At 66.2% G+C, this 23,685-nt stretch carries 27 protein-coding genes; 19 read left to right on the top strand and 8 right to left on the bottom strand.

Going from position 1 to position 23,685, the window contains the following annotated elements:
* The first annotated feature begins 11 nt into the window (after positions 1–11).
* The 6 genes from ntrX (at position 12) to V7D63_RS06335 (ending at position 5,516) form a co-directional block, all read left to right on the top strand.
* Positions 12–1,415: a nitrogen assimilation response regulator NtrX gene (ntrX, locus tag V7D63_RS06360; RefSeq protein WP_333591427.1), complete on the top strand. Its 1,404-nt coding sequence runs from the start codon at positions 12–14 to the stop codon at positions 1,413–1,415.
* The gene (locus V7D63_RS06355; RefSeq protein ID WP_333591426.1) at positions 1,415–2,278 is read left to right on the top strand and encodes a D-amino-acid transaminase; all 864 of its coding nucleotides are present in this window, start codon (positions 1,415–1,417) and stop codon (positions 2,276–2,278) included. Before ntrX ends, V7D63_RS06355 begins: the two co-directional genes overlap by 1 nt.
* A gap of 92 nt (positions 2,279–2,370) precedes the next feature.
* On the top strand, positions 2,371–2,616 hold the full coding sequence (gene hfq / locus V7D63_RS06350) for an RNA chaperone Hfq (RefSeq protein WP_298697520.1): 246 nt from the start codon (positions 2,371–2,373) through the stop codon (positions 2,614–2,616).
* Between the two features lie 196 nt (positions 2,617–2,812).
* A complete protein-coding gene (gene hflX, locus V7D63_RS06345; RefSeq protein ID WP_333591425.1) occupies positions 2,813–4,117 on the top strand; it encodes a GTPase HflX in 1,305 nt (434 codons plus the stop codon).
* A 128-nt stretch (positions 4,118–4,245) separates the two neighbouring features.
* Positions 4,246–4,716, top strand: a complete 471-nt coding sequence (locus tag V7D63_RS06340; protein ID WP_333591424.1) for a DUF6998 domain-containing protein — start codon at positions 4,246–4,248, stop codon at positions 4,714–4,716.
* Positions 4,717–4,973: 257 nt separating this feature from the next.
* Positions 4,974–5,516 (top strand): hypothetical protein, encoded by a 543-nt coding sequence (locus tag V7D63_RS06335; RefSeq protein ID WP_333591423.1) that lies wholly within the window; start codon positions 4,974–4,976, stop codon positions 5,514–5,516.
* Positions 5,517–5,546: 30 nt separating this feature from the next.
* Here V7D63_RS06335 and mazG read toward each other — a convergent pair whose 3' ends face one another.
* Positions 5,547–6,350 (bottom strand): nucleoside triphosphate pyrophosphohydrolase, encoded by an 804-nt coding sequence (gene mazG, locus V7D63_RS06330; RefSeq protein ID WP_333591422.1) that lies wholly within the window; start codon positions 6,348–6,350, stop codon positions 5,547–5,549.
* A complete protein-coding gene (locus tag V7D63_RS06325; protein ID WP_333591421.1) occupies positions 6,347–7,702 on the bottom strand; it encodes an MFS transporter in 1,356 nt (451 codons plus the stop codon). Before V7D63_RS06325 ends, mazG begins: the two co-directional genes overlap by 4 nt.
* A gap of 109 nt (positions 7,703–7,811) precedes the next feature.
* Between V7D63_RS06325 and V7D63_RS06320 the strand changes: the two genes are divergently transcribed.
* The 4 genes from V7D63_RS06320 to ygiD all read left to right on the top strand — a co-directional run bounded on the left by V7D63_RS06320 (position 7,812) and on the right by ygiD (position 10,566).
* The gene (locus V7D63_RS06320) at positions 7,812–8,657 is read left to right on the top strand and encodes a D-alanyl-D-alanine carboxypeptidase family protein (RefSeq protein WP_333591420.1); all 846 of its coding nucleotides are present in this window, start codon (positions 7,812–7,814) and stop codon (positions 8,655–8,657) included.
* Entirely contained in the window at positions 8,654–9,121 is a 468-nt protein-coding gene (locus tag V7D63_RS06315; RefSeq protein WP_333591419.1) for a hypothetical protein, read from the top strand. Before V7D63_RS06320 ends, V7D63_RS06315 begins: the two co-directional genes overlap by 4 nt.
* Before the next feature lie 84 nt (positions 9,122–9,205).
* Positions 9,206–9,814 (top strand): NAD(P)H:quinone oxidoreductase, encoded by a 609-nt coding sequence (wrbA, locus tag V7D63_RS06310; protein ID WP_333591418.1) that lies wholly within the window; start codon positions 9,206–9,208, stop codon positions 9,812–9,814.
* On the top strand, positions 9,811–10,566 hold the full coding sequence (gene ygiD, locus V7D63_RS06305; RefSeq protein WP_333591417.1) for a 4,5-DOPA dioxygenase extradiol: 756 nt from the start codon (positions 9,811–9,813) through the stop codon (positions 10,564–10,566). Before wrbA ends, ygiD begins: the two co-directional genes overlap by 4 nt.
* Here ygiD and V7D63_RS06300 read toward each other — a convergent pair.
* From V7D63_RS06300 to V7D63_RS06290, 3 genes are all read right to left on the bottom strand, one after another.
* Positions 10,563–10,838 (bottom strand): hypothetical protein, encoded by a 276-nt coding sequence (locus tag V7D63_RS06300; RefSeq protein ID WP_333591416.1) that lies wholly within the window; start codon positions 10,836–10,838, stop codon positions 10,563–10,565. The genes ygiD and V7D63_RS06300 overlap by 4 nt on opposite strands.
* A 24-nt stretch (positions 10,839–10,862) precedes the next feature.
* Positions 10,863–11,258 carry a DoxX family protein gene (locus tag V7D63_RS06295; protein ID WP_333591415.1) on the bottom strand — a complete coding sequence of 132 codons (396 nt, stop codon included), beginning with the start codon at positions 11,256–11,258 and terminating at the stop codon, positions 10,863–10,865.
* A gap of 72 nt (positions 11,259–11,330) precedes the next feature.
* Positions 11,331–12,884 (bottom strand): AMP-binding protein, encoded by a 1,554-nt coding sequence (locus tag V7D63_RS06290; RefSeq protein ID WP_333591414.1) that lies wholly within the window; start codon positions 12,882–12,884, stop codon positions 11,331–11,333.
* A gap of 164 nt (positions 12,885–13,048) precedes the next feature.
* Between V7D63_RS06290 and lipA the strand changes: the two genes are divergently transcribed.
* Genes lipA through V7D63_RS06275 form a run of 3 tightly spaced genes read left to right on the top strand, consistent with a single transcriptional unit; the run spans position 13,049 to position 15,471 of the window.
* Positions 13,049–14,011, top strand: a complete 963-nt coding sequence (gene lipA / locus V7D63_RS06285; protein ID WP_333591413.1) for a lipoyl synthase — start codon at positions 13,049–13,051, stop codon at positions 14,009–14,011.
* Between the two features lie 7 nt (positions 14,012–14,018).
* Positions 14,019–14,483 carry a type II toxin-antitoxin system RatA family toxin gene (locus tag V7D63_RS06280; RefSeq protein ID WP_333591412.1) on the top strand — a complete coding sequence of 155 codons (465 nt, stop codon included), beginning with the start codon at positions 14,019–14,021 and terminating at the stop codon, positions 14,481–14,483.
* Between the two features lie 49 nt (positions 14,484–14,532).
* Positions 14,533–15,471 (top strand): IS1595 family transposase, encoded by a 939-nt coding sequence (locus V7D63_RS06275; RefSeq protein ID WP_333591411.1) that lies wholly within the window; start codon positions 14,533–14,535, stop codon positions 15,469–15,471.
* Positions 15,472–15,479: 8 nt separating this feature from the next.
* On the opposite strand, the gene V7D63_RS06270 is transcribed toward V7D63_RS06275, so the two are convergent.
* Both V7D63_RS06270 and V7D63_RS06265 read right to left on the bottom strand, forming a co-directional pair.
* A complete protein-coding gene (locus tag V7D63_RS06270) occupies positions 15,480–16,073 on the bottom strand; it encodes a hypothetical protein (RefSeq protein ID WP_333591410.1) in 594 nt (197 codons plus the stop codon).
* On the bottom strand, positions 16,070–17,182 hold the full coding sequence (locus tag V7D63_RS06265) for a hypothetical protein (RefSeq protein WP_333591409.1): 1,113 nt from the start codon (positions 17,180–17,182) through the stop codon (positions 16,070–16,072). The genes V7D63_RS06270 and V7D63_RS06265 overlap by 4 nt, the downstream gene beginning before the upstream one ends.
* A gap of 181 nt (positions 17,183–17,363) precedes the next feature.
* Between V7D63_RS06265 and V7D63_RS06260 the strand changes: the two genes are divergently transcribed.
* Positions 17,364–17,954 carry a hypothetical protein gene (locus V7D63_RS06260; RefSeq protein ID WP_333591408.1) on the top strand — a complete coding sequence of 197 codons (591 nt, stop codon included), beginning with the start codon at positions 17,364–17,366 and terminating at the stop codon, positions 17,952–17,954.
* A 224-nt stretch (positions 17,955–18,178) separates the two neighbouring features.
* On the opposite strand, the gene V7D63_RS06255 is transcribed toward V7D63_RS06260, so the two are convergent.
* Positions 18,179–20,173 carry a DEAD/DEAH box helicase gene (locus tag V7D63_RS06255; RefSeq protein WP_333591407.1) on the bottom strand — a complete coding sequence of 665 codons (1,995 nt, stop codon included), beginning with the start codon at positions 20,171–20,173 and terminating at the stop codon, positions 18,179–18,181.
* Between the two features lie 194 nt (positions 20,174–20,367).
* Here V7D63_RS06255 and V7D63_RS06250 point away from each other — a divergent pair, with 194 nt between their 5' ends.
* The 5 genes from V7D63_RS06250 (at position 20,368) to V7D63_RS06230 (ending at position 23,542) form a co-directional block, all read left to right on the top strand.
* A complete protein-coding gene (locus tag V7D63_RS06250; protein WP_333591406.1) occupies positions 20,368–21,480 on the top strand; it encodes an NAD(P)/FAD-dependent oxidoreductase in 1,113 nt (370 codons plus the stop codon).
* Entirely contained in the window at positions 21,473–22,003 is a 531-nt protein-coding gene (locus V7D63_RS06245) for a GNAT family N-acetyltransferase (protein WP_333591405.1), read from the top strand. Before V7D63_RS06250 ends, V7D63_RS06245 begins: the two co-directional genes overlap by 8 nt.
* 1 nt (position 22,004) lies before the next feature.
* A complete protein-coding gene (locus V7D63_RS06240; protein WP_333591404.1) occupies positions 22,005–22,520 on the top strand; it encodes a GNAT family N-acetyltransferase in 516 nt (171 codons plus the stop codon).
* Between the two features lie 112 nt (positions 22,521–22,632).
* Positions 22,633–22,815 carry a 50S ribosomal protein L32 gene (rpmF, locus tag V7D63_RS06235; protein ID WP_056449735.1) on the top strand — a complete coding sequence of 61 codons (183 nt, stop codon included), beginning with the start codon at positions 22,633–22,635 and terminating at the stop codon, positions 22,813–22,815.
* Positions 22,816–22,951: 136 nt separating this feature from the next.
* Complete coding sequence (locus tag V7D63_RS06230; protein WP_333591403.1) at positions 22,952–23,542, top strand: hypothetical protein; 591 nt, start codon at positions 22,952–22,954, stop codon at positions 23,540–23,542.
* The last annotated feature ends 143 nt before the right edge of the window (positions 23,543–23,685 follow it).

Genomic DNA, 23,685 nt, shown 5'->3' with positions numbered 1-23,685 from the left:
CGAGCGAACCCATGCGATCCACTGGAGCCGACATTCTGGTCGTCGACGACGAGGCGGACATCCGCGATCTCGTCTCGGGCCTATTGGAGGACGAGGGCCACGCCGTGCGCACGGCCTCGAACTCGGACGAGGCCCTGGCCGCGATCCGGGCCAGAAAGCCCTCGCTGGCCGTTCTCGACATCTGGATGCAGGGCGGCGGCCTGGACGGGCTGGAGCTGCTGGACGTGGTCCAGGGGCTGGACCCGGACCTGCCGGTCGTCATGATCTCGGGCCACGGCAATATCGAAACCGCCGTCAGCGCGTTGAAGCGCGGGGCCTATGATTTCATCGAAAAACCGTTCAAATCCGACCGTTTGGTTGTGGTTATTGATCGGGCGCTGGAAGCCGCCTCGCTGAAGCGCGAGAACCGGCGTCTGCGCGCCCAGGCCATGGCTCCGGTGGGATTGATCGGTAAGTCGGCCGCCGCCCAGCTATTGCGCACCACCATCGCCAAGGTGGCCCCCGCCAACAGCCGCGTCCTGGTCTCCGGCCCGCCCGGATCGGGCAAGGAGCTGGTCGCGCGCCAGATCCACGAGGCCAGCCCGCGCTCGCGCGGCGAGTTCGTGGCCATCTCGGCCGCCGGCATGACGCCCGAACGCCTGGACGTCGAACTGTTCGGCGAAGAGGGGGCCGACGGCCGCCCGTCCAAGATCGGCGTGTTCGAGCGCGCCCACAACGGCACCCTGTATCTCGACGATGTCGCCGACATGCCGCGCGAGAGTCAGAGCCGCATCCTGCGCGTTCTGGTCGAACAGCGCTTCCGCCGCGTCGGCGGCGAACAGGACGTCCAGGTCGATGTGCGGGTCGTCACCTCGACCTCGCGCGACCTGAAGATCGAGATCGCAGAGGGGCGGTTCCGCGAAGACCTGTTCCACCGGCTGAACGTGGTGCCCATCCGGGTGCCGCCGTTGTCGGAACGGCGCGAGGACATCTCGGACCTGATCGACTATTTCATCGACTCCCTGGCGGCGTCGCAGGGGCTTCAGCGTCGCCGCGTGGGCGAGGACGCCATCGCCGTGCTTCAGGTCCACCCCTGGCCCGGCAACGTCCGCCAGTTGCGCAACAACATCGAACGGCTGCTGATCCTGTCGACCGGCGACGCGGATGAGGCGATCACCGCCGACATGCTGCCGCAAGAAGTCGCCACCGGCGGATCGCCGGGCATGCTGGGCGCCGAAAGGATCATCGCCCTGCCGCTGCGTGAGGCGCGCGAAGTGTTCGAGCGCGAGTATCTGGCCGCCCAGATCATGCGTTTCGGCGGCAACATCAGCCGCACCGCCGCCTTCATCGGCATGGAGCGGTCGGCCCTGCATAGAAAACTGAAGTCGCTGGGCGTCTCGCCCGCCCGCGGCGGAGAGGATGAGGATCTGGCCTGATGTCGCGCGTCGCCTATGTGAACGGCCAATATGTTCGGCACGGCCAGGCCGTGGTCCATATCGAGGATCGCGGCTTCCAGTTCGCCGACGGGGTCTATGAGGTCTGGTCGGTGTTCGACGGCCGCCTGGCCGACTTCGACGGCCATCTGACCCGCCTGTGGCGCAGCCTGGACGAGCTGCGCATCGACCATCCGATGAGCCGCGAGGCGCTGGAGACGGTGCTGAAGGAGACCCTGCGCCGCAACCGCATCGTCGAGGGGCTGGTCTATATCCAGGTCACGCGCGGCACGGCCCGGCGCGACCATCCGTTCCCGGCCGAGGGCACGCCGCCCAGCGTGGTCATCACCGCCCGCTCCCTGCCGCTGTCCAAGGGCAACGCCCAGGCGGCCAAGGGCGTGGCCGTCATCACCCAGCCGGACATCCGCTGGGGCCGCTGCGACATCAAGACGGTCGGCCTTCTGCCCAATGTCCTGGCCAAACAGGCGGCCAAGGAACGCGGCGCGGCCGAGGCCTGGATGGTCGACGAAATGGGTCTGGTCACCGAAGGCTCGTCCACCAACGCCTGGATCGTCGATGAGAACGGCCGCCTGCGCACCCGCGACGCCCAGTCCAACATCCTGCGCGGCATCACCCGCGCCGCCGTCATCGCCCTGATCGCCGAACAGGGGCTGGAGCTGGAGGAGCGCGCCTTCTCGGTCGATGAGGTCAAGCGCGCGAAGGAGGCCTTCTACACCTCGGCCACCGGCTTCGTGATGCCGGCCGTCTCCATCGACGGGGCCAAGATCGGCGACGGCAAGCCGGGTCCGATCGCGACCCGTTTGCGCGCCCTGTATCTTGAAGCGGCCGAGCGCGACGCCATCTAACGCATTGCGGGCGCGGCGGGGGGCTGTCTAAAGTCTCGGTCGCACCCGCTCCTCCCGGCGCGAACAATCAAAAGAACAGGGGCCAACCCGCCATGTCGCAAGACAAACGCCAAAACCTTCAGGACGCTTTTTTGAACAGCGTCCGCAAGACCAAGACGCCGCTGACCATCTTTCTCGTCAACGGGGTCAAGCTTCAGGGCATCGTCACCTGGTTCGACAATTTCTGCGTCCTGCTGCGTCGCGACGGTCAGTCGCAACTGGTCTATAAACACGCCATCTCCACCATCATGCCGTCCGCGCCGGTTCAACTGTACGAGCCGGACGCCGACGAGGACTGAACGCCCTCCATCGCGCTCCATCCCGATTAAACTCCGTCATCCTCGGGCTTGACCCGAGGGCCAGACGCGGATGGAAGCCCAGCGTCGGAAGATGGCCCTCCGGCCGGTGTGCGCCTATCTCTGTCCGCTCACCAGATAATCTGATCCTCGGGTCAAGCCCGAGGATGACGGTTTCAATGAAAGCGTATTCCTCCATTTGACCCATCTCATCGACCACGCCGTCCCCCTGATCCGGGCTGTCGTCGTCCACCCGGACGGCCGCAGCGACAGCCCGCGCCAGGCGCATGAGCGGCTGGAAGAGGCCGTGGGTCTGGCCCGCGCCCTGGACCTGGACGTGTGCGCCGAAGAGATCGTGCGCTTGCGAAAACCTGCGCCCGCCACCCTGTTCGGCGCCGGCAAGGTCGAGGAGCTGGCCGCCCTGGTCCGCGCCGCCGAAGCGGAAGCCGTCGTCGTCGACGACCAACTGACCCCGGTGCAACAGCGCAATCTGGAGAAGGCCTGGGACGCCAAGGTCATCGACCGCACCGGCCTGATCCTCGAAATCTTCGGCCGCCGCGCCCGCACCAAGGAGGGCCGGCTTCAGGTCGAACTGGCCCGTCTCGACTACGAACGCTCGCGCCTGGTCCGCACCTGGACCCACCTGGAGCGGCAACGCGGCGGCACCGGCTCGACCGGCGGCCCCGGCGAGACCCAGATCGAGATCGACCGCCGCCTGATCGCCGACCGCATCGTCAAGCTGAAGACCGAGCTGGAGGAGGTCCGCCGCACCCGCGGCCTGCATCGCAAACAGCGCCAGAAGGTCCCGTTCCCGACCGTGGCCCTGGTCGGCTACACCAACGCCGGCAAGTCGACCCTGTTCAACCGGCTGACGGGGTCCGAGGTGCTGGCCAAGGACCTGCTGTTCGCCACCCTGGACACGACCCAGCGCACCATCCGCCTGCCCCAGGGGCGCCCGGCCATCGTCGCCGACACCGTCGGCTTCATCTCCGACCTGCCGCACGAACTGGTCGAAAGCTTCCGCGCCACGCTGGAGGAGGTGGGCGAGGCCGACCTGATCCTGCACGTGCGCGACATCGCCTCACCCGACACCGCCGCCCAGGCCGCCGACGTCGAGGCGGTGCTGAAACAGATCCCCGCCGTCGAGGGCAAGACCCGGCGCGTGCTGGAAGTCTGGAACAAGATCGACCTGCTGGACGACGATGCGAAAGCCGAGGTCGTCGGCGTCGCCGAACGCCTGTCGCACGACGGCCGCGCCGTCGCCGTCTCGGCCTGGACGGGGGAGGGGATCGACGCTCTTCGCCACGCCATCACCGGCCTGATCGACGACGAACCCGAAAGCGAGATCGTGCTGGAAGCCCACCAGGGCGAGGCCCTGGCCTGGCTGTACGAGAACGGCCGCGTCACCGGCCGCGAAACCGACGACCAGGGACGCTTCCACATCACCGTGCGGCTGCATCCGGCGGCGCTGGGGCGGTTCGAGCGGCGGTTTCAAGCGGGGTAGGAAGGTTCGCGAGTCAGGTCGGAGACGTCTGCTTTCGGAGCGATGCCTGATGCGGCTTCCGCTCCAATGCTGTCATTGACCAGCTAACGTGTTGCCGTCGTATGCTCCCCCTTTTCGTGAGGGTCGAAATGAGTAACGCCCACAAAGACGTAGCGGAAGGATTGCGCCTGATCTTCGAGGGGATAAGGCATCTCCAAGGCAATTGCGGCACCCGGCACCGCTTCACCATTGATGGTCGTCTTGTTGGCGATATCGGCGAACTGATCGCCGAGCGCGAGTTTGAAATTCGTCTCGATGAGGTGAGCCGCGCAGATTACGACGCAGTTACTGAGCGGACTGGGCAGAATGTTCAAATAAAAGCGGGCTTTAAGAACAGCCTAACATTCAAGAAAATCCCTGAGCTATACCTTGGCCTACGCCTGAATGAGGACGGTTCGCACGAGGTCGTATTCAACGGACCGGGTGAGGTAATTGCCAGGGAAATCAAAGCTCGAGCGGGCTTCGGTGAAAAGTTGCTCTCTGTTTCGATGTCGAAGCTGCGGGCATTGAATGCTCAGGTTGAGCCAAGTCAGCGCATCTCAGCCCGTAGATCGTGCTGACGAAGCCGATTGGCTGTTGATTTTGACTATTGGCGCAATCGCGATTGCAGCCTTTGCGGCTTGATCGGTGAACGCCTTTAGCCGTTCCGCGAACTCATCCAAGAGTGACGACCCAACAGTCTTCCAACCAGTTTCCTTCTCGATCTTCAACCGAAGCTGCTCGATTCCCTTCAGGTCGAACGCACAATGTAATGTCCTCTTGTTCCCAACCGTCACCCCCGTCCGCTCCTGACGCACCCGCATGCTAAGCGCCCCGCATGCCCTCCAACACCCAACTCGATCCCGTTGATCTCGACGACTTCGGCGGAAACCTCTGGGACCACGCCCGGCGCGAATATCTGGCCGGGGTGACGGCGGTCAGCATCTGTCAGCGGTACGGCGTGTCGCTCAGTTCGTTCCGGCTCCATGCGCGGGTCGGCGGCTGGCGGCGGATCGACCAGCCCGCCAGCGACATCGCGCCCGAACCCGGCGAATATCACCCCGATGACAATGTCAGCTTCGCCGACCTGGCCGAGGAGGCCTTCCTGAACATCCGCCGCGCCCTGGGCACGGGGCGCGCGGCCGAGGCGTCGAGCTGGATGCGCCTCTATGACAAGCTGGCCGACCGCGCCCGCGCCCAGGTCATGGCCGACCTGCCCGACCTGGCGCCGCCCCGGCTGGCGTTTAAACGCGAGCCGCTGAGATTGGCCGCCGTCGATAATGCGAACATCAACGATTTAAACGGGATGGCTGAAATTTTTGAAACTGAACCGCAACAATTGGACTCCTTGCACCCTGTTTTTTCGCAGTCCGATCCGTAGTCCAGCCTCCCTCTCCCACGGGGAGAGGGATCACGATCCCATCGCCGTCCCCGATCGCTCCGCCGCCTTGGCCGCGTTCCACAGGGCGTCCATCTCGGCCAGGTCCGACTGCTCCGGCGTGCGCCCGTCCTTGGCCAGTTCCGCCTCTATGAAGGCGAACCGCCGCACGAACTTGGCGTTGGTCCCGCGCAGGGCGTCCTCCGGCTCGACGTTCAGCTTGCGCGCCAGATTGGCGACGACGAACAGCAGGTCGCCCATCTCCTCGCGGGCCTTGTCCAGGTCGCCGGCGGCGATCTCGGCGCGCAGTTCGGCGACCTCTTCGGCCAGCTTGTCGAACACCTCGTCGGTCGAGGGCCAGTCGAAGCCGACCCGACCGGCGCGTTCGGTCAGCTTGGCGGCCCGCGCCAGGGCGGGCAGGCCCACGGGCACGTCGTCCAGCACCCCGTGCTGGGACCGCGCCTTGCGCTCCTCGGCCTTGATGTCCTCCCAGCGGGCCTTCTGCGACCAGGCGTCGGGCCTGGCGTCCTCGACCCCGAAGACGTGCGGATGGCGCCGCTCCAGCTTGTCGGCGATGGCGTTCGCCACGTCGTCGAAGGCGAACAGCCCCTGTTCCTCGGCCATGCGGGCGTGGAAGACGACCTGGAACAACAGGTCGCCCAGCTCGGACCTCAGCTCGTCGAAGTCGCCGCGCTCGATGGCGTCGGCGACCTCATAGGCCTCCTCCAGCGTATAGGGGGCGATGGTGGCGAAGGTCTGCTCCACGTCCCACGGGCAGCCGCCGACGGGGTCGCGCAGCCGCGCCATTATGGCCTTCAGCCGGTCGATGGGCGTCATGCCGCCTCGCCGTCGCGGGCGGCCAGTCGGGCGCGGACCTCGGCGTGCCGCTCGGGCGTCAGCGGATAGATCCGCAGCACCAGGGCCGAGACCAGCAACAGCACCACCGGCGCGGCGATGAACAGCCATTGCAGACCCAAGATCACCCCCGGCGCATTGACCGCCCCCGGCGCGGCGTCGAAGCCGATCCACTCCAGCACCGCGAAGGCGCCGACCGAGACGGCGTAGCCCATCTTCGACGTCGCGTTCAGGATCGAGAACAACAGCCCCGTACGATCCGCCCCGTCATCCAGCCGCACCGCGTCGGACGCATCGGCCATCATGGCCCGCAGCAACAGGTCCGCCGCCCCGAAGGCCAGGCCGGTCATGAAGATGGCGCCGATGGCCGCCGGGAAGTTCCCGGCCGGGACCAGCAGGGTCGCCGCCGCGAAGCTGACGGCGAAGTACACGCTGCCGACCGCCAGGGCGCGGTGCTTGCCCATCCGCGTCGCCAGCGCCGCCCACACCGGCGCGCCCACCAGGCCGGCGACGAAATAGACCAGCAGCAGGATCGAGGTCTGCTCACGCTCGAACCCCCGCGCCTGCTCGAAGAAGTAGAAGAACAGCACCCCGATCAGGCCGCGCGCGGCGCCCAGCATCAGGTCCGAGATCAACAGGCGGCGCAGCACCGGCTTGGCCACCATCTTCAGCGTCGCGCCCAGTCCGCCGTGCGGCGGCGGCGTGACGTTGCGCGGCTCGGGCGTGAACAGGAAGGTGATCAGAAGGGCGACGGGCAACAGACCGACGATGAAGCCGCCCTGCATCCGCACCGCCTCGACATAGGAATGGCCCATGGCCTGGGCGGCGACCGGGATCAACAGAACCGCCAGCACGCCCAGGATGTTGAACACCTGCCACCAGCCATAGATGCGCGACCGCTGGTCATAGTCGGGCGACAGCACGGCGGCCCAGCTCATCTGGCTGAGCAGGCTGATGGAATAACCCAGGTACATGACCACCAGCCACACCGCCAAATGGGTCGCCGAAGCCCCCTGGGCCACGAAGAACAGCATGGCGACCGACAGCATCAGGATCGGCGCCCCGATCGCCATCCACACCCTGTACCGGCCCCATCGAGTCGAGGTGCGGTCGATCACCATGCCCAGCACGGGATCGACCACGATGTCGGCCAGCCGCACGATCAGGAAGATCAGGCTGACCGCCGCCAGCGGCACCCCCACGTGGCTGGCGTAGAACTCGGGCAAGGTCACATAGACCGGCAGGCCCAGGGCGGCGTAGGGCAGGCAACTGGCGGCGAAGGCGGCCAGGGTCGCATTGCTGCGTCGACCCGTCGGCGTGGCGGCGTCGGACATCCCAGACTCCCTGACATCAACCGCCCGAGTCGGTCGGCGATCCACCCTGCCAGCAATCGTCAGGCGATGCAGCCTTGCCGTCGCCGCAAGTCCGGGGTCTCCTGCCGTCATGCGCGCCATCTGGCCCCTGCTGAGTCTGTTCGTCGCCCTGTTGGCGGTCTCGCCCGCGGCGGCCCAGACGCGCGACCGTTGCCAGGACGGCGAGGAGCAATGGGCGGGCCAGGCCTTCGCCAACGCCATTTCGGTCTATTCGCTGGAATGGTCGCCGTTCGGGTCGCAGGAATGGGGCTGGGAGACCTATCTGCCGCTGATCCAGAAGGAGCTGGGCACGGAGTGCGCGCCCACCACCCCAGTCTTCGCCGAGGCTCTGTCACGGCTTCAGGCCCGCTACAACCTGCCGGCCACCGGGGTGTTCGATCAGCCGACCTTCCAGGTGCTGCGCGGCGTCTGGCAGGAGCGGCGGCCCTTCATCATGGCGCGGGTCAACGGTGGCCCGTGTCCTGATCCGCCGCCGCTGAACCAGTTGGGCTATCTGGTCGCCGAGGAGGAGCACGCCGACCGCCTGACCCGCCTGTTGCGGCGCGACGTGCTGGACGCCTACCGCCGCATGGTCGCCGCCGCCCGCGCTGAAGTGCCCGAGGTCGCGCGCGATCATGAGCTGTTGCAGATCTTCTCGGGCTTTCGCGACCCCGAAGCCGACGCGGCCCGCTGTGCGGAACAGGGCAATTGCGACGGCGTGCGCCGCGCCGTCTGTTCGCCGCACCGCACGGGCACGGCCATCGACCTCTATGTCGGCCAGATCGAAGGCCTGGGCGTCGATTCCACCAATCCCGCCAGCCGCCAGCACATGACCCGGGGCGCCGCCTATCGCTGGCTGGTTCAGAACGCCGGGCGTTTCGGCTTCGTGCCCTATGTCTATGAACCCTGGCACTGGGAATGGGTCGGCGAGCGGTGATCCGCGCCCTGACCGAGGGCGAAAAGGCCCTGGCGGCCGAGGTCTTCGCCGACGACCTGAACCTGGACGACATCCGCATCCTGAGCGCGCCGTGGCCGATCGCGCGCGTCTTCGTACCCGGCCGCTGGTTCAGGCTCGACTGGATCGTCTGGCCGCGTGGAACCCTGGTCCCGGACATCGCCGCCGCCGACCTGAACCGCCAGGCGACCTTCATTCACGAACTGGTCCATGTCTGGCAGGCGCGGCGGGGCGTGAACCTGTTGACCGGCAAGCTGAAGGCCGGGGATCGGCGCGAGGCCTATGTCTATGCCGTGTCCGACGACTGCGCCTGGGCAGGCTTGAACATCGAGCAGCAGGCCATGGTGGTCGAGCACAAATTCCGCCTGTCGCGCGGCGCCGCCGTTCCCGCCGATCCGGCCTTCTATGATCGGGTGTGTCCGATCGGGCGGCGCATGGAAATCTGACCAAGGGTCTTGCGGCGGACGGATGCGGCGCCATGTTCGCATCCGAACCTGTTACAGACAGGCGACACGCATATGGAGGGCGCCATGCCGAAGATTCTGGTCCTTTATCATTCCACCTACGGCCACATCGAAAAGATGGCCGAGGCCGTCGCCGAGGGCGCGCGGTCGGTCGAGGGCGCGGTCGTCGACATCAAGCGCGTGCCCGAACTGGTGCCCGAGGACCTGGCCAGAAAGAGCGGCTACAAGCTCGATCAGGCCGCGCCCATCGCCAAGCCCGAGGACCTGGCCGACTATGACGCCGTCATCATCGGTGCGGGCACCCGCTACGGCACCGCGGCGTCGCAGATGCGCAACTTCCTGGACCAGACCGGCGGCATCTGGATGAAGGGCGCCCTGGTCGGCAAGGTCGGCGCGGCCTTCACCTCCACCGCCACCCAGCATGGCGGCCAGGAGACGACGCTGATCGGCCTGATCCAGACCCTGTTGCATCACGGCATGCTGATCGCGGGCCTGCCCTACGCCTGGGCCGGCCAGACGCGGTTGGACGAGGTCACCGGCGGCAGCCCCTATGGCGCCACCACCATCACCGGCGGCGACGGCAGCCGCATGCCCAGCGACAACGAACTGGACGGCGCCCGCTGGCAGGGCCGCTATGTCGCCGAAACGGCCAAGAAGCTGGCCGTCGGATCGTGACCCAGCCGGCGATCTTCTTCGGCCACGGCTCGCCCATGAACGCCCTGGGCGGGCCGTTCGCCGACGGCTGGCGCCGCGTCGGCCAGGCGATGGACAAGCCCCGGGGCATGGTCATGGTCTCGGCCCATTGGGAGACGCAAGGGTTGGGTGTGACGGCGATGGAGCGCCCCGAAACCATTCACGACTTCGGCGGCTTCCCGGCCGAGCTGCACGCTATGCAGTATCCGGCGCCCGGCTCGCCCGAGTTGGCGGCGCGCGTCTCGGACCTGACCGGGGCGACGCCGACGGATCAATGGGGCCTGGATCACGGGACCTGGTCGGTGCTGGCCCACGTCTGGCCCCAGGCCGACGTGCCGGTCGTGCAATTGTCGCTGGATCGACGCCTGGACACGCGCGGCCACTACGACCTGGCCCGGCGGCTGAGCGCTCTGCGCGACGAGGGCGTGGTCATCGCCGGCTCGGGCGACTTCGTGCACAATCTGCGGACCTGGAAACGGGCGGGCGGCGATCCCTATCCCTGGGCGACGTCGTTCAACGAGGCGGTGAAGGCGGCCTTCGCGCGCGGCGATCACGAGGCCCTGATCGACTGGGTCGGCCTGGCCGAGGACGCCCAGCTCAGCGTGCCGACCGACGAACACTATCTGCCGCTGCTCTACGTCGCCGCCCAGCAGCGACCGGGCGACGACGTGAGCTTCTTCAACGACGTCATCGAGGGCGGCTCCATCTCGATGACGGGGGTGCGGATCGATTAGGTTTGGTCGGTGTCGCCGCCGCAATGCGTGCAGTAGCGGCCAGGCAATTGCGTCCAGCCCCTCATCTCGATCGCGCCGAGCGTCAACCGCGGTCTTACGATGGCTTCGCCACAATACGGGCAGCGGAATTGTAGCGAAAGGAACGGTGAAGCCAGCGCCGTTATGTAGAAAAGGGCAACGAACCAGCCGCCGAAAACATATGGGCCGACGAGAAACAGAAACAGCAGCCAGACGATAAGGCCGAGAAGGAAGACGTAGTAGCGTTTGCGCATACGTCTTCCTCTATCACGACCTGATCAGCCCTTCTTGCCGATCATGTTGTCGACGGCCCAGGCGCCGGGACCGGCGGCGGCGATGTACAGCCAGACGAAACAGTACAGGGCGATGGTCTCGCCGCCGTTCTGGATCGGCATGAAGGACTGCATCCCGTGCACGGCCCAATAGCCCACCGCACAGAAGCCCGAGGCCAGGAAGGCCGCCGGACGGGTGAACAGGCCCAGCACCAACAAGGCGCCCAGCACCAATTCAAACGGCCCGGACAGGCCGCCCAGGCTCAAACCGGGCGCGGGCAGGCCCTCGATCGCGGGGAAACCCAACACCTTGGCCGTGCCGTGGCTGACGAACAGCAGGCCGGCCATGATCCGCAACAGCGACAGCAGTTGCGGCTGATAACGCGAGAACGACGCAAACATCGAATCCCTCCTCCCAAGGTTTCAGGGAGGGGGAGGGTGGAACAGTAACCGTTCCAGTTCAACCGCTAAGGGTCAGGCGGCCTTGTCCATCTCGGCCATCTGCTGGATGGCGACATAGTCGGTCTTGCCCGTGCCCAGCACCGGCACCTCGGCCACCCGCATGATCTTCTTGGGCACGGCCAGTTCCGGTGCGCCGTGGCTGCGCGCCCATTCGGCCAGGCGGCCGACGTCGGCGTCCTCGCGGTCGGTGACCAGCACCAGCTTCTCGCCCTTGCGGGCGTCGGCGATGGAGACCACGGCGTGGCGCGCCTCGGGCCAGACGGCGCTGGCCAGGCCCTCGACGGCGGTCAGGCTGACCATCTCGCCGCCGATCTTGGCGAACCGCTTCACCCGACCCAGGATGGCGACATAGCCGTCGCGGTCCACGTCGACGATGTCGCCGGTGTCGTGCCAGCCGCCTTCCAGCGGCTCGATGACCTCGGGATCGTCGGCCGACAGATAGCCGCGCATGACGTTCGGCCCGCGCAGATACAACCGCCCGCCCGTCTCGATGCCCGGAACCGGCGTCAGCTTCCATTCCATGCCCGGCAGCATCTGGCCGACCGTGCCCGGCCGGTTGCGGTCGGGGTGGTTCACGGCCACGACCGGCGCGGCCTCGGTGGCGCCATAGCCTTCCAGCAGCTTCAGCCCGCCGAACTTGGTGTTGAACAGGTGATGGGTCTCGTCGCGCACGCGTTCGGCGCCCGCCACCACGAACTTCAAGGTCGAGAAGTCGTCCGGCCCGGCGACGCGGGCGTACTGATTCAGGAAGGTGTCGGTGGCGAACAGGATCGAGGCCTTCACCTCGGGCAGCAGCTCGACGATCTGTTTGGCGTGCAGCGGCGACGGATACTGGAACGCCTTCATCCCGCACAGAAGCGGCAGCAGCACCCCGCCCGTCAGGCCGAAACAGTGGAAGGTCGGCAGCGGATTGAACATCACCCAGTCGGGGTTCAGGTCGATGTGGGCGGCCACCTGGCGGACGTTGGCGGTCAAGTTGGCCTGGCTCAGCACCACCCCCTTGGGCGCGCCGAAACTGCCCGAGGTGAACAGGATGACGCCGGGGTCATCCAACTTCGTCCGCACACGGAACCTGCGCGGCGCCATGCCGGCCAACAGGCCGTAGATCTTGTCCTGAAGCCCGATCGTCTTGCGCACATCGTCCAGCCAGACGATTTCGGCGACCTTCGACAGGTCCTCGACCAGGCCTTCCAGCTTGGCCTGCTGGATGAAGCGTTTGGCGGTCAGCACCTTCTTGACGCCCGCGGCCTTGATGGCGGCCTTCAGGTTCCGCTCGCCCGAGGTGAAGTTCAGCATCACCGGCGTGCGCCCATGGGCGTGCAGCCCATAGAAGGTCACCACCACCCCGGCGCTGGACGGCAGCAAAATGCCCACCCGCTCGCCCGGCTCGGTCATGGCGGCCAGCTTCCTGCCCAGGACGAAGGCGGCGCGGATCAGGCCGGTGTAGGTCAGGGGCTTGCGGTCCTGATCCTCCAGAATCTCCTTGTCGCCGAACCGATCGCGCGCGCTGATCAGCGCGTCGAAGATCGGTTCCTGCCCCGCAAGCAACTCAGCCGAAACGCCCAAGCCGTTCCTCCATTGCGGGTCTTGGCCGCCCGCGTTCTGATGGGTGAAACTAAAGGCCCAATGCGCCGAAGAAAAGATGCGTAACGCGCCGTGATGTTCGCTGGGGTCGTCCGTCCTCGGCGCAACTTGCCTTTGCGGCCGCGAAAGCCGACATAGCGGGCGAAATGGTCACCCTGATCGACACGCTCAAAGCCTCTCCGGCCACGCTCCGCCACCCGGAGAAGCAGAACCGCCCCGACAGCCCGGTGCTGCGCAAGCCCGACTGGCTGCGCGTCAAGGCGCCCGGCTCGGGCCAGTACAACGCCACTCGCGCCATCGTGAAGGAAAAGGGCCTTCACACCGTCTGCGAAGAGGCCGCCTGCCCGAATATCGGCGAGTGCTGGAGCCAGAAGCACGCCACCCTGATGATCATGGGCGACACCTGCACGCGGGCCTGCGCCTTCTGCAACGTCAAGACGGGCCTGCCCCAGCCGTTGGACCCCGAAGAGCCGGCCAAGGTCGGCCTGGCGGTCGGACAGATGGGCCTGAACCATGTGGTCATCACCAGCGTCGACCGCGACGACGTCGATGACGGCGGCGCCGCCCACTTCGCTGAGGTGGTGCGCCAGATCCGTCTTCAGGCCCCCAACACCACCGTCGAGATCCTGACGCCCGACTTCCTGCGCAAGGACGGCGCGGCCGAGGTGATGATCGACGCCAAGCCCGACGTCTTCAACCACAACCTGGAGACCGTGCCGCGCCTGTATCTGAAGATCCGGCCCGGCGCCCGCTACTTCCACTCGCTGCGTCTGCTGCAGATGGTCAAGGAGCGCGATCCGAACCAGTTCACCAAGTCCGGCATCATGGTCGGCCTGGGCGAGACCCGCGAAGAGGTCATGCAGGTGATGGACGACATGCGCTCGGCCAACGTCGATTTCATCACCATCGGCCAGTATCTCCAGCCGACCCGCAAGCACGCCGCCATCGACCGTTTCGTCACGCCCGAAGAGTTCAAGGCCTACGAAGCCATCGCCCGCGCCAAGGGCTTCCTGATGGTGTCGTCCAGCCCCCTGACCCGCAGTTCGCACCATGCGGGCGACGACTTCGCCCGCCTGAAGGCGGCGCGGCTGGCGCAATCGGGTCGCTGAGCCGCATTTGGCCGTCCATCGCGTCACCAAGATCCTGCCCTGGACGCCGCGGCAGTTGGCGGCCCTGGTCGCGGATGTGCGCGCCTATCCCGACTTCGTGCCCTGGATCACCGCGATGCGGGTCTGGAACGAACGAGAAGAGGCGCCGGGCGTCAGCCTGCTCGACGCCGAGGCCGGGGTCGGTTTCGCCATGTTGAAGGAGCGGTTCGCGACCTGGGTGCGCCATGACACGAACCGTCAGGTGGTCGAGGTCGGCCTGATCCGCGGGCCGTTCAAACACCTGAAGAACCGTTGGGAATTCCATACTGATCCAAAGGGAACACGCGTGGAGTTCATGATCGACTTCGCCTTCAAGTCGCGCATCCTGGACGCTATGCTGCACGCCAATTTCGACCGCGCGGTCGAACGGCTGATGACGTGTTTCGAGACCGAGGCGAGGCGGCGACATACATCTGACAACCCTCTCCCATAGGGGGTAGTTATATACTTGACAAAGCAGCCTCCTGATATAGGGTAGCTGCATGAACCTCACCGACCCCATCTTCGCCGACGCCGACAAAGCCCGCGCCCATCTGGAGAAGACCCGCTGGCCCCATGGCCCGGTCTGCCCTCACTGTGGCGTGGTCGATGAAGCGACCGAACTGAAAGGCCGCGCGCACCGCGCTGGCGTCTATCAGTGCAACGCTTGCCGCGACCAGTTCACGGTCACGGTTGGGACGGTGTTTGAGCGCTCCAAAGTGCCGCTGAACAAGTGGCTGCTGGCCACCTACCTCATGTCGTCGTCAAAGAAGGGCATCAGCGCCCACCAGATCGGTCGCACCCTTGACGTGACCTACAAGACCGCGTGGTTCATGTGCCACCGCATCCGCGAGGCCATGACCGACCGTGGCGGCACTCCCATGGGCGGCGAAGGCAAGTTCGTCGAAGCCGACGAAACCGTCATCGGCGGCAAGGAAAAGAACAAGCGCCTGTCCAAGCGCAATCCGAAGAACATCGGCGCAGTCGGCAAACAGGTCGCCTTCACTCTGGTTGAGCGCAACGGTCGCGCCCGCTCGTTCCATGTCGCCAACGTCACCGGCAAAACCCTGCGTCCGATCATCGTCGCCAATGTGGACCGCAAGTCCGCCCTGATGACCGACGACGCTGGCCAGTACCGCCCCATCGGCAAGGAGTTCGCCAGCCACGAAACCGTCAATCACGGCATTGAGGAATACGTGCGCGGCAACGCCCATTCCAACACCGTTGAAGGCTTCTTCTCCATCCTCAAGCGCGGGATCAACGGCGTCTATCACCACGTCTCGGAAGCGCACCTGTCGCGCTATCTGGCCGAGTTAGACTTCCGCTATTCCAACCGTTCAGGCCTTGGCGTCAGCGACACCATGCGTACGGACGAAGCCCTCCGCATGATCGCCGGGAAGCGCCTGATGTATCGGCGGGCTGACGAAGCCGCGTACGCTTAAGCAGAAGGTCAGGCGTTTGCTGGTGCTGCGTCGCCGCGATCCGTCTTGAGCGCTGGCGACGACCCAAGGTCCACATAGCGACCGACGGCCTGAATAGATTGAGCGCCCGCCAGCGCCATATCATTGACCCTCCGTAGAAGGGTCTGACAGCCCGCCACATCCAGCTTGCCGTCGAGGGATTGGCTTACCGCAAACGCGTTATTCTGGAACCGCTGGAGAATACGGCGCTGGTCCTTCGGCAGCATCGCCGCTGTTTCGATGATCTTCCAGTTCAGCTTCGCCAACGTCTCACGCGCTTTGGTGATGTTCTCTTTTGGCGCTTCGCCACCCGCCGCCACCGCATAGTTGATCGCGGTGACCTGCACATAGACTTCCGAGATCAGTCCGTTCAACTCGCGCAAGTTCGCCAGAACATACTCCGAGCGCATGCGCTGGCGCTCGAACTTCTCGGTCACGATAGGCGACAGCCACGCCGCCGCGACCGCCAGTCCCACGGTGACGATTAGGGGCGTCTCGGCCCTCCAAAGGAGGTTCCACAGTTCGAGAAAACCGTGGCCGATCCATTTTCCAGCGAACTTGATGGATTGGGAAAGGCGGTTCATCGCCTGACCTGAGCGGGCGGGCGCATTCCGAGCTTCCTGTTAGCCTCTGTCGCTTGCGACTCCGCTCTTGCCAAGACGGCGCCTCCCGCCGACTGGCCGGCCATGTTGATCATGTCCGTCAACTCTCCTGTCGCAGGGTCGTTTGGCGCCTGACTATTCGTGAACTCGACATGATCACCGGCGCTACACGCCGTCAGCGCACCAGCCATGGCCAAGGCCACAAAGCCGTTGATGAACTTAGCGAGCTTGGCGTCCTTGTCCTTGAGATTGTAGCGCCCCGGCGACGCAAACCGAAGCTGGGCCTCGGCTAACGCCTCTTCATCGTAGAAGCGTGTGATGATCTCATCGTACGTCAGACCGGAAATATCGGCCTTGGCCTCCATCGCACGGTACAGAGCGACGGCGAGGGCCAGCAACTGTGCAGGGGGGACGAGGCTCAGGAAATCCGAGCCATCATAGCGCGGCGCGTCCAGCGATACCCACGAGCGGCTTGCTGTGCTGTACGCATTGTAAGCGAAATCGAAGAAGCCTTCGGAGAACCTATCCCGCCCAACCTCGGCAATCGCCGGGGGCTTCTCAAAATACCGTACGAGGTGCGAAGGCAGGTCGAGCTTTGATCGCTGTTGAAGCCATTTTACCCGGCGAACTGGCGTATCCGCATAGGGCATCCCCGGCGCCCACACCGTCTGCTGCGGGAAGAATGAACCCTCGATCTCTCCGAAAAGAACCAGTCCTCCGGCCCCACGGCCCGGAACAATCACCAGATCGCCTTCGGTCATTCGGGACGTAAGGTGCTTGACGGTCCGCAGGTGAACCGAAACGTCCGTTCCGGCTCCTCCGTGAAAATCGGCGAGGCGAATGGGCGACCCGTCATCCCTCGTGACGCCCTTGTTGGCCTTCACGGCGATAGACTGCCGAATCCGTTGCCTCAGAAGCGTGTCGTCTTCGATGATCTCGGGACGCAGCGAAAGCCCCGGGAACTCCAAAAAGACCGCCCCCTCAGCAGCGAAAGTGTCGATGTGGCTGCGGTTTCTGCCCGGATGAACGATCCAGATTCTCTGGTCGGGCAGAATGACCTTTGAGTTGAGATCAACCGTAATTGTGGCCATGCACGTCCCCCGTCGGGGCCAAGTGCTACAGCCGAGCTACGGCGTTGTCTAATTTTCGCGCTTAGGCTGTTCGCGTGGCTGCTTTTCGTTGTGCGGCTTGTGAGACGTGTTGACGAGGTTCCGCAGAACCCGGTCAAACTCTTCGTCTGCTTTCGGCGAATCCGGCTTGGGGTCTTCTGCCATGAACACCGCTCCAGACGTCATCTACGACTTCGATCCGGGCAACCTACCACCCGAACTGCTGCAAGCCATCGGGCGAATGGCCATGTGTGCCGCTCAGACGGAAAGCGTCATGCAGTCCTTCATCGGTGCGGTTCTCGAAATCGACAACCTGGAAACGGTCGCCCTCACAGCCCACATGGCCGCTCCGCTGAAAGACCACGTTGCCCGCGCGCTGATCGAACTCAACGGCGCCAACGTCGAAACCATCGACTTGGTGGATGACCTGCTGGACGCCATCTCGACCGCCGCCGAGAAACGAAACGTCGTCATCCACAACTCTATTCTGCGCCACCCCCAGACCGGCGAGCTTTTCAGCTACCGCCAAACGGCGAGGGGAAGCCTTCAGGTCTCCCTACAGCCGGTCAGCGTTGAGGAGATCGAGAAGGATGCGACGCTGATCTATGAAGCCGGGATGGATCTCGTCCGCTTCATGATCCTCAACAATATCACGCCCAACAACCGAACCCGTCCCGTCCGCCGTCCGGTCAACCGCCGGAAGAAGGCTAGAGAGGAACGCATTCAGCGTCGAAGGTCCGCAAGAGCGGGGTAGCACCGGCCTGTCAGTCGGAATATCCGATTCGGGCGGCTGCTTTGTCAAGTATATAACTCTCCCCATAGGGAGAGGGCTTGAGGCTCGCAGAGCGAAGCGATGCGCCAGCCGAAAGGGTGAGGGGTTCAGGTCTCACCGTTTCGCACCGAAACCCCTCACCCTTTCGCGCAAGAACGACGGCTGTCGCCGCCGTGCGCTTAAGCCCTCTCCCAACGGGAGAGGGATCACGGGCGCGGAGGCTTGGCCTTGTATTTCGGCTTGCCCTTATCGGCGTTCGACGAAGGCTTCTTGGCCCACGGCTTGTCGCCGCCTGCCTTCTTCGCCCACGGTTTGTCGCTGTCCGGCTTGGGTCCGCGCGGGCCCTTGCTCCACGGCTTGTCGCCACCGGCCGGGGCCGCGTCGTTGCCGCGCGACTTCTTCTCCCAAGGCTTCTTGGCGCCGTCGAACGATCCGCCCTCGGCCCGGGGTTTCTTCTCCCAGGGTTTCTTGGCGCCGTCATAGGACCCGCCCTCGGCGCGCGGCTTGAAGGGCTTGCGGTCGTCACGGCGATCGTGGCTGCGGGCCTCGGGCGGCGGACGATTGCCGCGCGGCGGGGCCGTGCGCTCCTTGGGCGCCGGGGCCACGGTCGGCTCGATCTTCATGCCGTCCTCGGCAGGGACCTGGATGGCCTGGGTGAAGCGTTCGACGGCCGAGCGGGTGATCTCGAACTTGGTGTCGCGCTCGAAGATGCGGATCGCGCCGATGTCGCGCTTGGTCACATGGCCCAGGCGGCAGATCAGCGGCAGCAGCCATTTCGGATCGGCGTTCTTCTCGCGGCCCAGATTGATGCGGAACCAGTCGCAATCGGCGTCGCGGGCGAAGTCGACGAAAGGCTCGTCCTTGGTCCGCACCTGATCGCGCTTCATGCGCTCATCGTCATAGACCTCTTCCGGCTCGGGCATGCCGGCCTTGCGGGCGCGGATCAGCAGGGCCGCGATCTCTTCGGCCGAGCGACGGGTCAATAGGTCGCGGGCCAGCGCCGTCTCTTCGTCCGAGAAGGTCTCGGCCGCCGTCAGCCCGTCCAGCAGGCGCGCCTTGTCCTTTTCGCGAATCTCCTCGGCCGAAGGCGGGCCGCTCCACACCGCGTTCAGCCGGGCCTCGGCCAGCATCCGCTCGACCTTGCGGCGGCGGGCGTAGCTGACCAGCAGCACCGACACCCCCTTCTTGCCCGCCCGGCCGGTGCGGCCCGAACGGTGCAGCAGGGCCGCCTGATTGATCGGCGGCTGGGCGTGCACCACCAGGCCCAGGTCCGGCAGGTCCAGCCCGCGCGCCGCTACGTCGGTCGCCACGCACACCCGCGCGTGGCCGTCGCGCAAGGCCTGCAGCGCATCCGACCGCTCGCGCTGGCTCAGTTCGCCCGACAGGCCCACGGCCTGAAAGCCGCGCTCGCGCAGGGCGGCGTGCAGATGGTTCACCGCCTCGCGCGTGTTGCAGAAGACGATGGCGCCCGGCGATTCGAAATAGCGCAGCACGTTGACGACCGCGTGCTCCATGTCGGTCGGAGCGATGCGCATGGCGCGGTATTCGATGTCGCCGTGAGGCGTGCCCTTGGACGTGGCGTCGATGCGCAGGGCGTCGCGCTGATAGGTCTTGGCCAGGCCGACGATCTCACGCGCCAGGGTGGCCGAGAACATCAGGGTGCGGCGATCCTCAGGCGTGGTGTCCAGGATGAACTCCAGATCCTCCTTGAAGCCCATGTCCAGCATCTCGTCGGCCTCATCCAGCACGACGACGCGCACGGCCGACAGGTCCAGATTGCCGCGCTCGATATGGTCGCGCAGGCGGCCCGGCGTGCCGACCACGACATGGGCGCCGAAATTCAACGTCCGGGCTTCTTTGCGGGCGTCCATGCCGCCGACGCAGGACACGACCCGCGCCCCGGTCTCGGCGTACAGCCAGTCCAGCTCGGTCTGGACCTGCAAGGCCAGTTCGCGCGTCGGGGCGATGACCAGGGCCAGGGGCGCGTCCGCCTTGTCGAACCGTTCGGCCTCGCCCAACAGGGTCGGCGCCGCCGCCAGACCGAAGGCCACCGTCTTGCCCGATCCGGTCTGGGCCGAGACCAGGAGGTCGCGCCCCAGCGCCTCATCGGCCAGCACGGCCAGTTGCACCGGGGTCGGCGTCTCATAGCCGCGGCCGGCGATGGCGCGGTCCAGAGAGGGGTGCGAGGGCGGAAAGGGCATGACGACAGGTCCGAAACGGCGAGGGCGCCATGGCCGAGGTCGGCCGGGGCGGATAAGACAGGCGAAAGAGGAAGGCGAAGCGACGGCGGGCGGGACGGGCGGTTGAAGGACCGCGGTTCATCGTCCGTGGCGGCTCATACGCCCTTTGCCCGCCTCTGAGGGTTTTTTCTGGGCAGGATGCGGGGCAGGGCCGGATGAGTTTCGATTTCGACGCCGTTGTGGTCGGGGCCGGGGCCGTGGGCCTGGCCTGTGGGCGCGCCCTGTCGCGGCGCGGCCTGTCGGTGCTGGTGCTGGAGGCCCAGCCGCATATCGGCCAGGGCGTGTCGTCCAGGAACTCCGAGGTCGTCCACGGCGGTCTCTATTATCCGACCGGTTCGCTGAAGGCCCGGTTCTGCGTCCAGGGGCGGCGCACCCTCTACGCCTTTCTGGACAGTCACAAGGTCGACTACCGCAAATGCGGCAAGCTGGTCGTGGCGACGGAAGAGGGCGAGGTTTCGCGCATCGAGGCCATCTTCAACCAGGCCGTGACCAACGAGGTCGAGAACCTGGAGCACCTGACCGGCGCCCAGGCGCGCGCGCTGGAACCCGCCCTGAACGCCCACGCCGCCATCCTGTCGCCCGAGAGCGGCGTCTTCGACAGCCACGGCTATATGCTGGCCCTGCAGGGCGAGATCGAGGACGCGGGCGGTTCGGTCGTGGTCTCCACGCCGTTCGAGCGGGCCGAACCATTGCCGGACGGCAGCTTTCGCGTCACGGCGGGCGGAGAGGGCGGGGCGGTTCTGACCACGCGCCTGCTGGTCACCGCGCCAGGCCTTCAGGCCCAGGCCGTCGCCGCCCGCATCGACGGCTATCCGGCGAACGACATCCCCGCGCGTCATCTGGGCAAGGGCGTCTATTTCCGCCTGACGGGAGCGGCGCCGTTCGACCGGCTGATCTATCCGCCGCCCATCGCCGGGGCGCTGGGCACCCACTATCGCCGCGACCTGGGCGGGCAGGGGGTGTTCGGTCCCGACCTGGTCTATGTCGAAACCGAGGACTATTCGGTCGATCCGGCCAAGCGTGACGAATTCGCCCGCTACATCCGCCGCTTCTGGCCGGGTGTGGAGACCGAGCGGCTGACGCCCGACTATGCGGGCATTCGGCCCAAGCTGCATGGACCGGGCGAGCCGCAGCCGGACTTTCAACTATGGGGCCGCGACGTTCACGGCCTGGACGGTCTGGTCGCCCTGTTCGGGATTGAAAGTCCGGGCCTGACCAGTTCACTGGCGATCGGAGAGGCCGTCGCGGGGATGTTGGCGCATGATTGAGGTGATCTTGCGCGAGGCGGCGTCCGACGACATCCCGGCCCTGCACGCCCTGGTCGAAAGCGCCTATCGCGGCGAAGCCTCTCGCGCCGGCTGGACGACCGAGGCCGATCTGTTGGACGGCCAGCGCACCGATCCCGAAGAACTGGCCGAGATCATCGCCGACCCGGCCCAGGCGTTGCTGACCGCCTGGCGCGGGGAGGCGTTGGTCGGCTGCGTCCAGATCGCCGATCACGGTCACGGGATCGGCTATTTCGGCATGCTGTCGGTCAGCCCGACTGTACAGGCGGGCGGATTGGGCCGCCGCCTCGTGGCCGCGGCGGAAGCCGAGTTGGCGAGCCGATTCGGCGCCGCGCGCGTTCGCCTGACGGCCTTCCCGCAGCGAGAGACGCTGCGCGCCTGGTATGAACGGCTGGGCTATCGCGACACCGGCCGGACCCTGCCGTTCGACTATGGCAATCCTCGCCTAGGACTGCCGCTGTGCGAGGGTCTGCATTTCATCGTCATGGAAAAGGAGATCGCCTGACATGCGGATCGAGACAGCCCGGCTGGTCCTGCGTCCCGCCCGTGAAGGCGATCTGGACGGCATGCACGCGGTCCTGTCGAACCCCCAGGCCATGCGCTGGTGGTCGACGCCCCCGCACGACGCGTTGGACCAGACGCGCGAATGGCTGGGAGCCATGATCGCCGGGGGCGGTCCCGGGCTGGATCTGGTGATCGAGCGAGAGGGGCGGGTGATCGGCAAGGTCGGATTCTACCAGCCGCCGGACCTGGGCTATATCCTGCACCCGGATCACTGGGGTCAGGGGCTGGCGACCGAGGCCCTTTCGGCGGCCTTGGATCGCCTGTTCGCGACGACGGACCACGCCCAGGCCACCGCCGACATCGATCCCGACAACGCCGCCTCTCTGCGCCTGGTTCAGAAGCTCGGCTTCATCCGCACCGGCTTCGCCGAGCGCACCTGGGACGTCGGCGGCGAGTGGAAGGACAGTGTTTATTACGCCCTGCCGCGTGAGGCGTGGCTGGCGCGCACGCGGCCTTGAAATCGCCCACGGCTTCATGCATAAGCCCGCGCTCGCGTGGCGGCCCGACCTGGCCGCCGCTACTGTTTTCGCGCCCGACTGCGGCGCCCGACCTAAGAAGATTGAGACGGACATGGCCGTTCCGAAGCGCAAAGTATCTCCCTCGCGTCGCAACATGCGCCGCGCCCACGACGCCCTGGGCACGAACGCCTATGTCGAGGACAAGGACACCGGCGAGCTGAAGCGCCCGCACCACATCGACCTGAAGACCGGCACCTATCGCGGCCGCCAGGTCCTGACGCCCAAGGAAGACTAAGGGCTTCAGAATTCGTCACCCCGGTCCAGGCGGCGCGCTGCGTCGCCGCCGAACCGGGAAACATTTGACGGCGCGCGACTGGGTCCGCGCGCCGTTTTCGTGCGTTATGGCGGCTGGACCTGCACGAGGAGCCGCCATGATCCGCCGCCTGCTGCTGACCGCCGTCGTCGTTTCACTGACCGCCTGCAATGCGCCCGAACCGGCCCAGCCCGTTCCGGGGACGCCGTCAGGGGAACAGTCCGCCCCGACCGTCCCGGCCGGCGACAGGCTGACGGCCAACGGCTTCGGTCCCTTGCGCATCGGCATGACCAAGGCCGAGGTCGAGGCGGCGCTGGGTCTCGATTCCGACCCGAATTCCGTCGGCGGTCCCGATCCGGCGAGTTGCGACATGTTCCGCCCGACGCGTGCGCCCGAGGGCCTGCTGGTCATGCTGGAAGGCGGGGTCCTGACCAGCATCTGGGCCACCCGAAACGCGGTGCTCGAAACAGACCGCGGCCTGAACATCGGCGATTCCGCCGACGAGGTTCGGCGCGTTTACGGTCCCGTCGTCGTCTCCGAACCCCACAAATACGTCGAAGCCCCGGCCGAGTATCTGACGATCTGGTCCACGACCGATCACGCCAGTCCGGCGGCGCGCGGCGTGAAGTATGAGATCGACTCGGACGGCAGGGTCCAGTCCATCGCCGTCGGCGGCCCGTCCATCGAATATGTCGAGGGTTGCGCCTGACGGCCCGAGGTTGGCGATTCGCCCTCGGCTCGGCTAAATCGCGCCCAATCCTTTAACTCGCCAGACCGAAGGCCCCGCCATGACCGACATCGCCGACATCGTCGCCCGCCAGATTCTCGACAGCCGGGGCAATCCGACGGTCG

The sequence above is a fragment of the Brevundimonas sp. genome, from assembly GCF_036732845.1.
Taxonomy (GTDB): Bacteria; Pseudomonadota; Alphaproteobacteria; order Caulobacterales; family Caulobacteraceae; genus Brevundimonas.
This window is presented reverse-complemented; position numbering and strand designations above follow the sequence as displayed.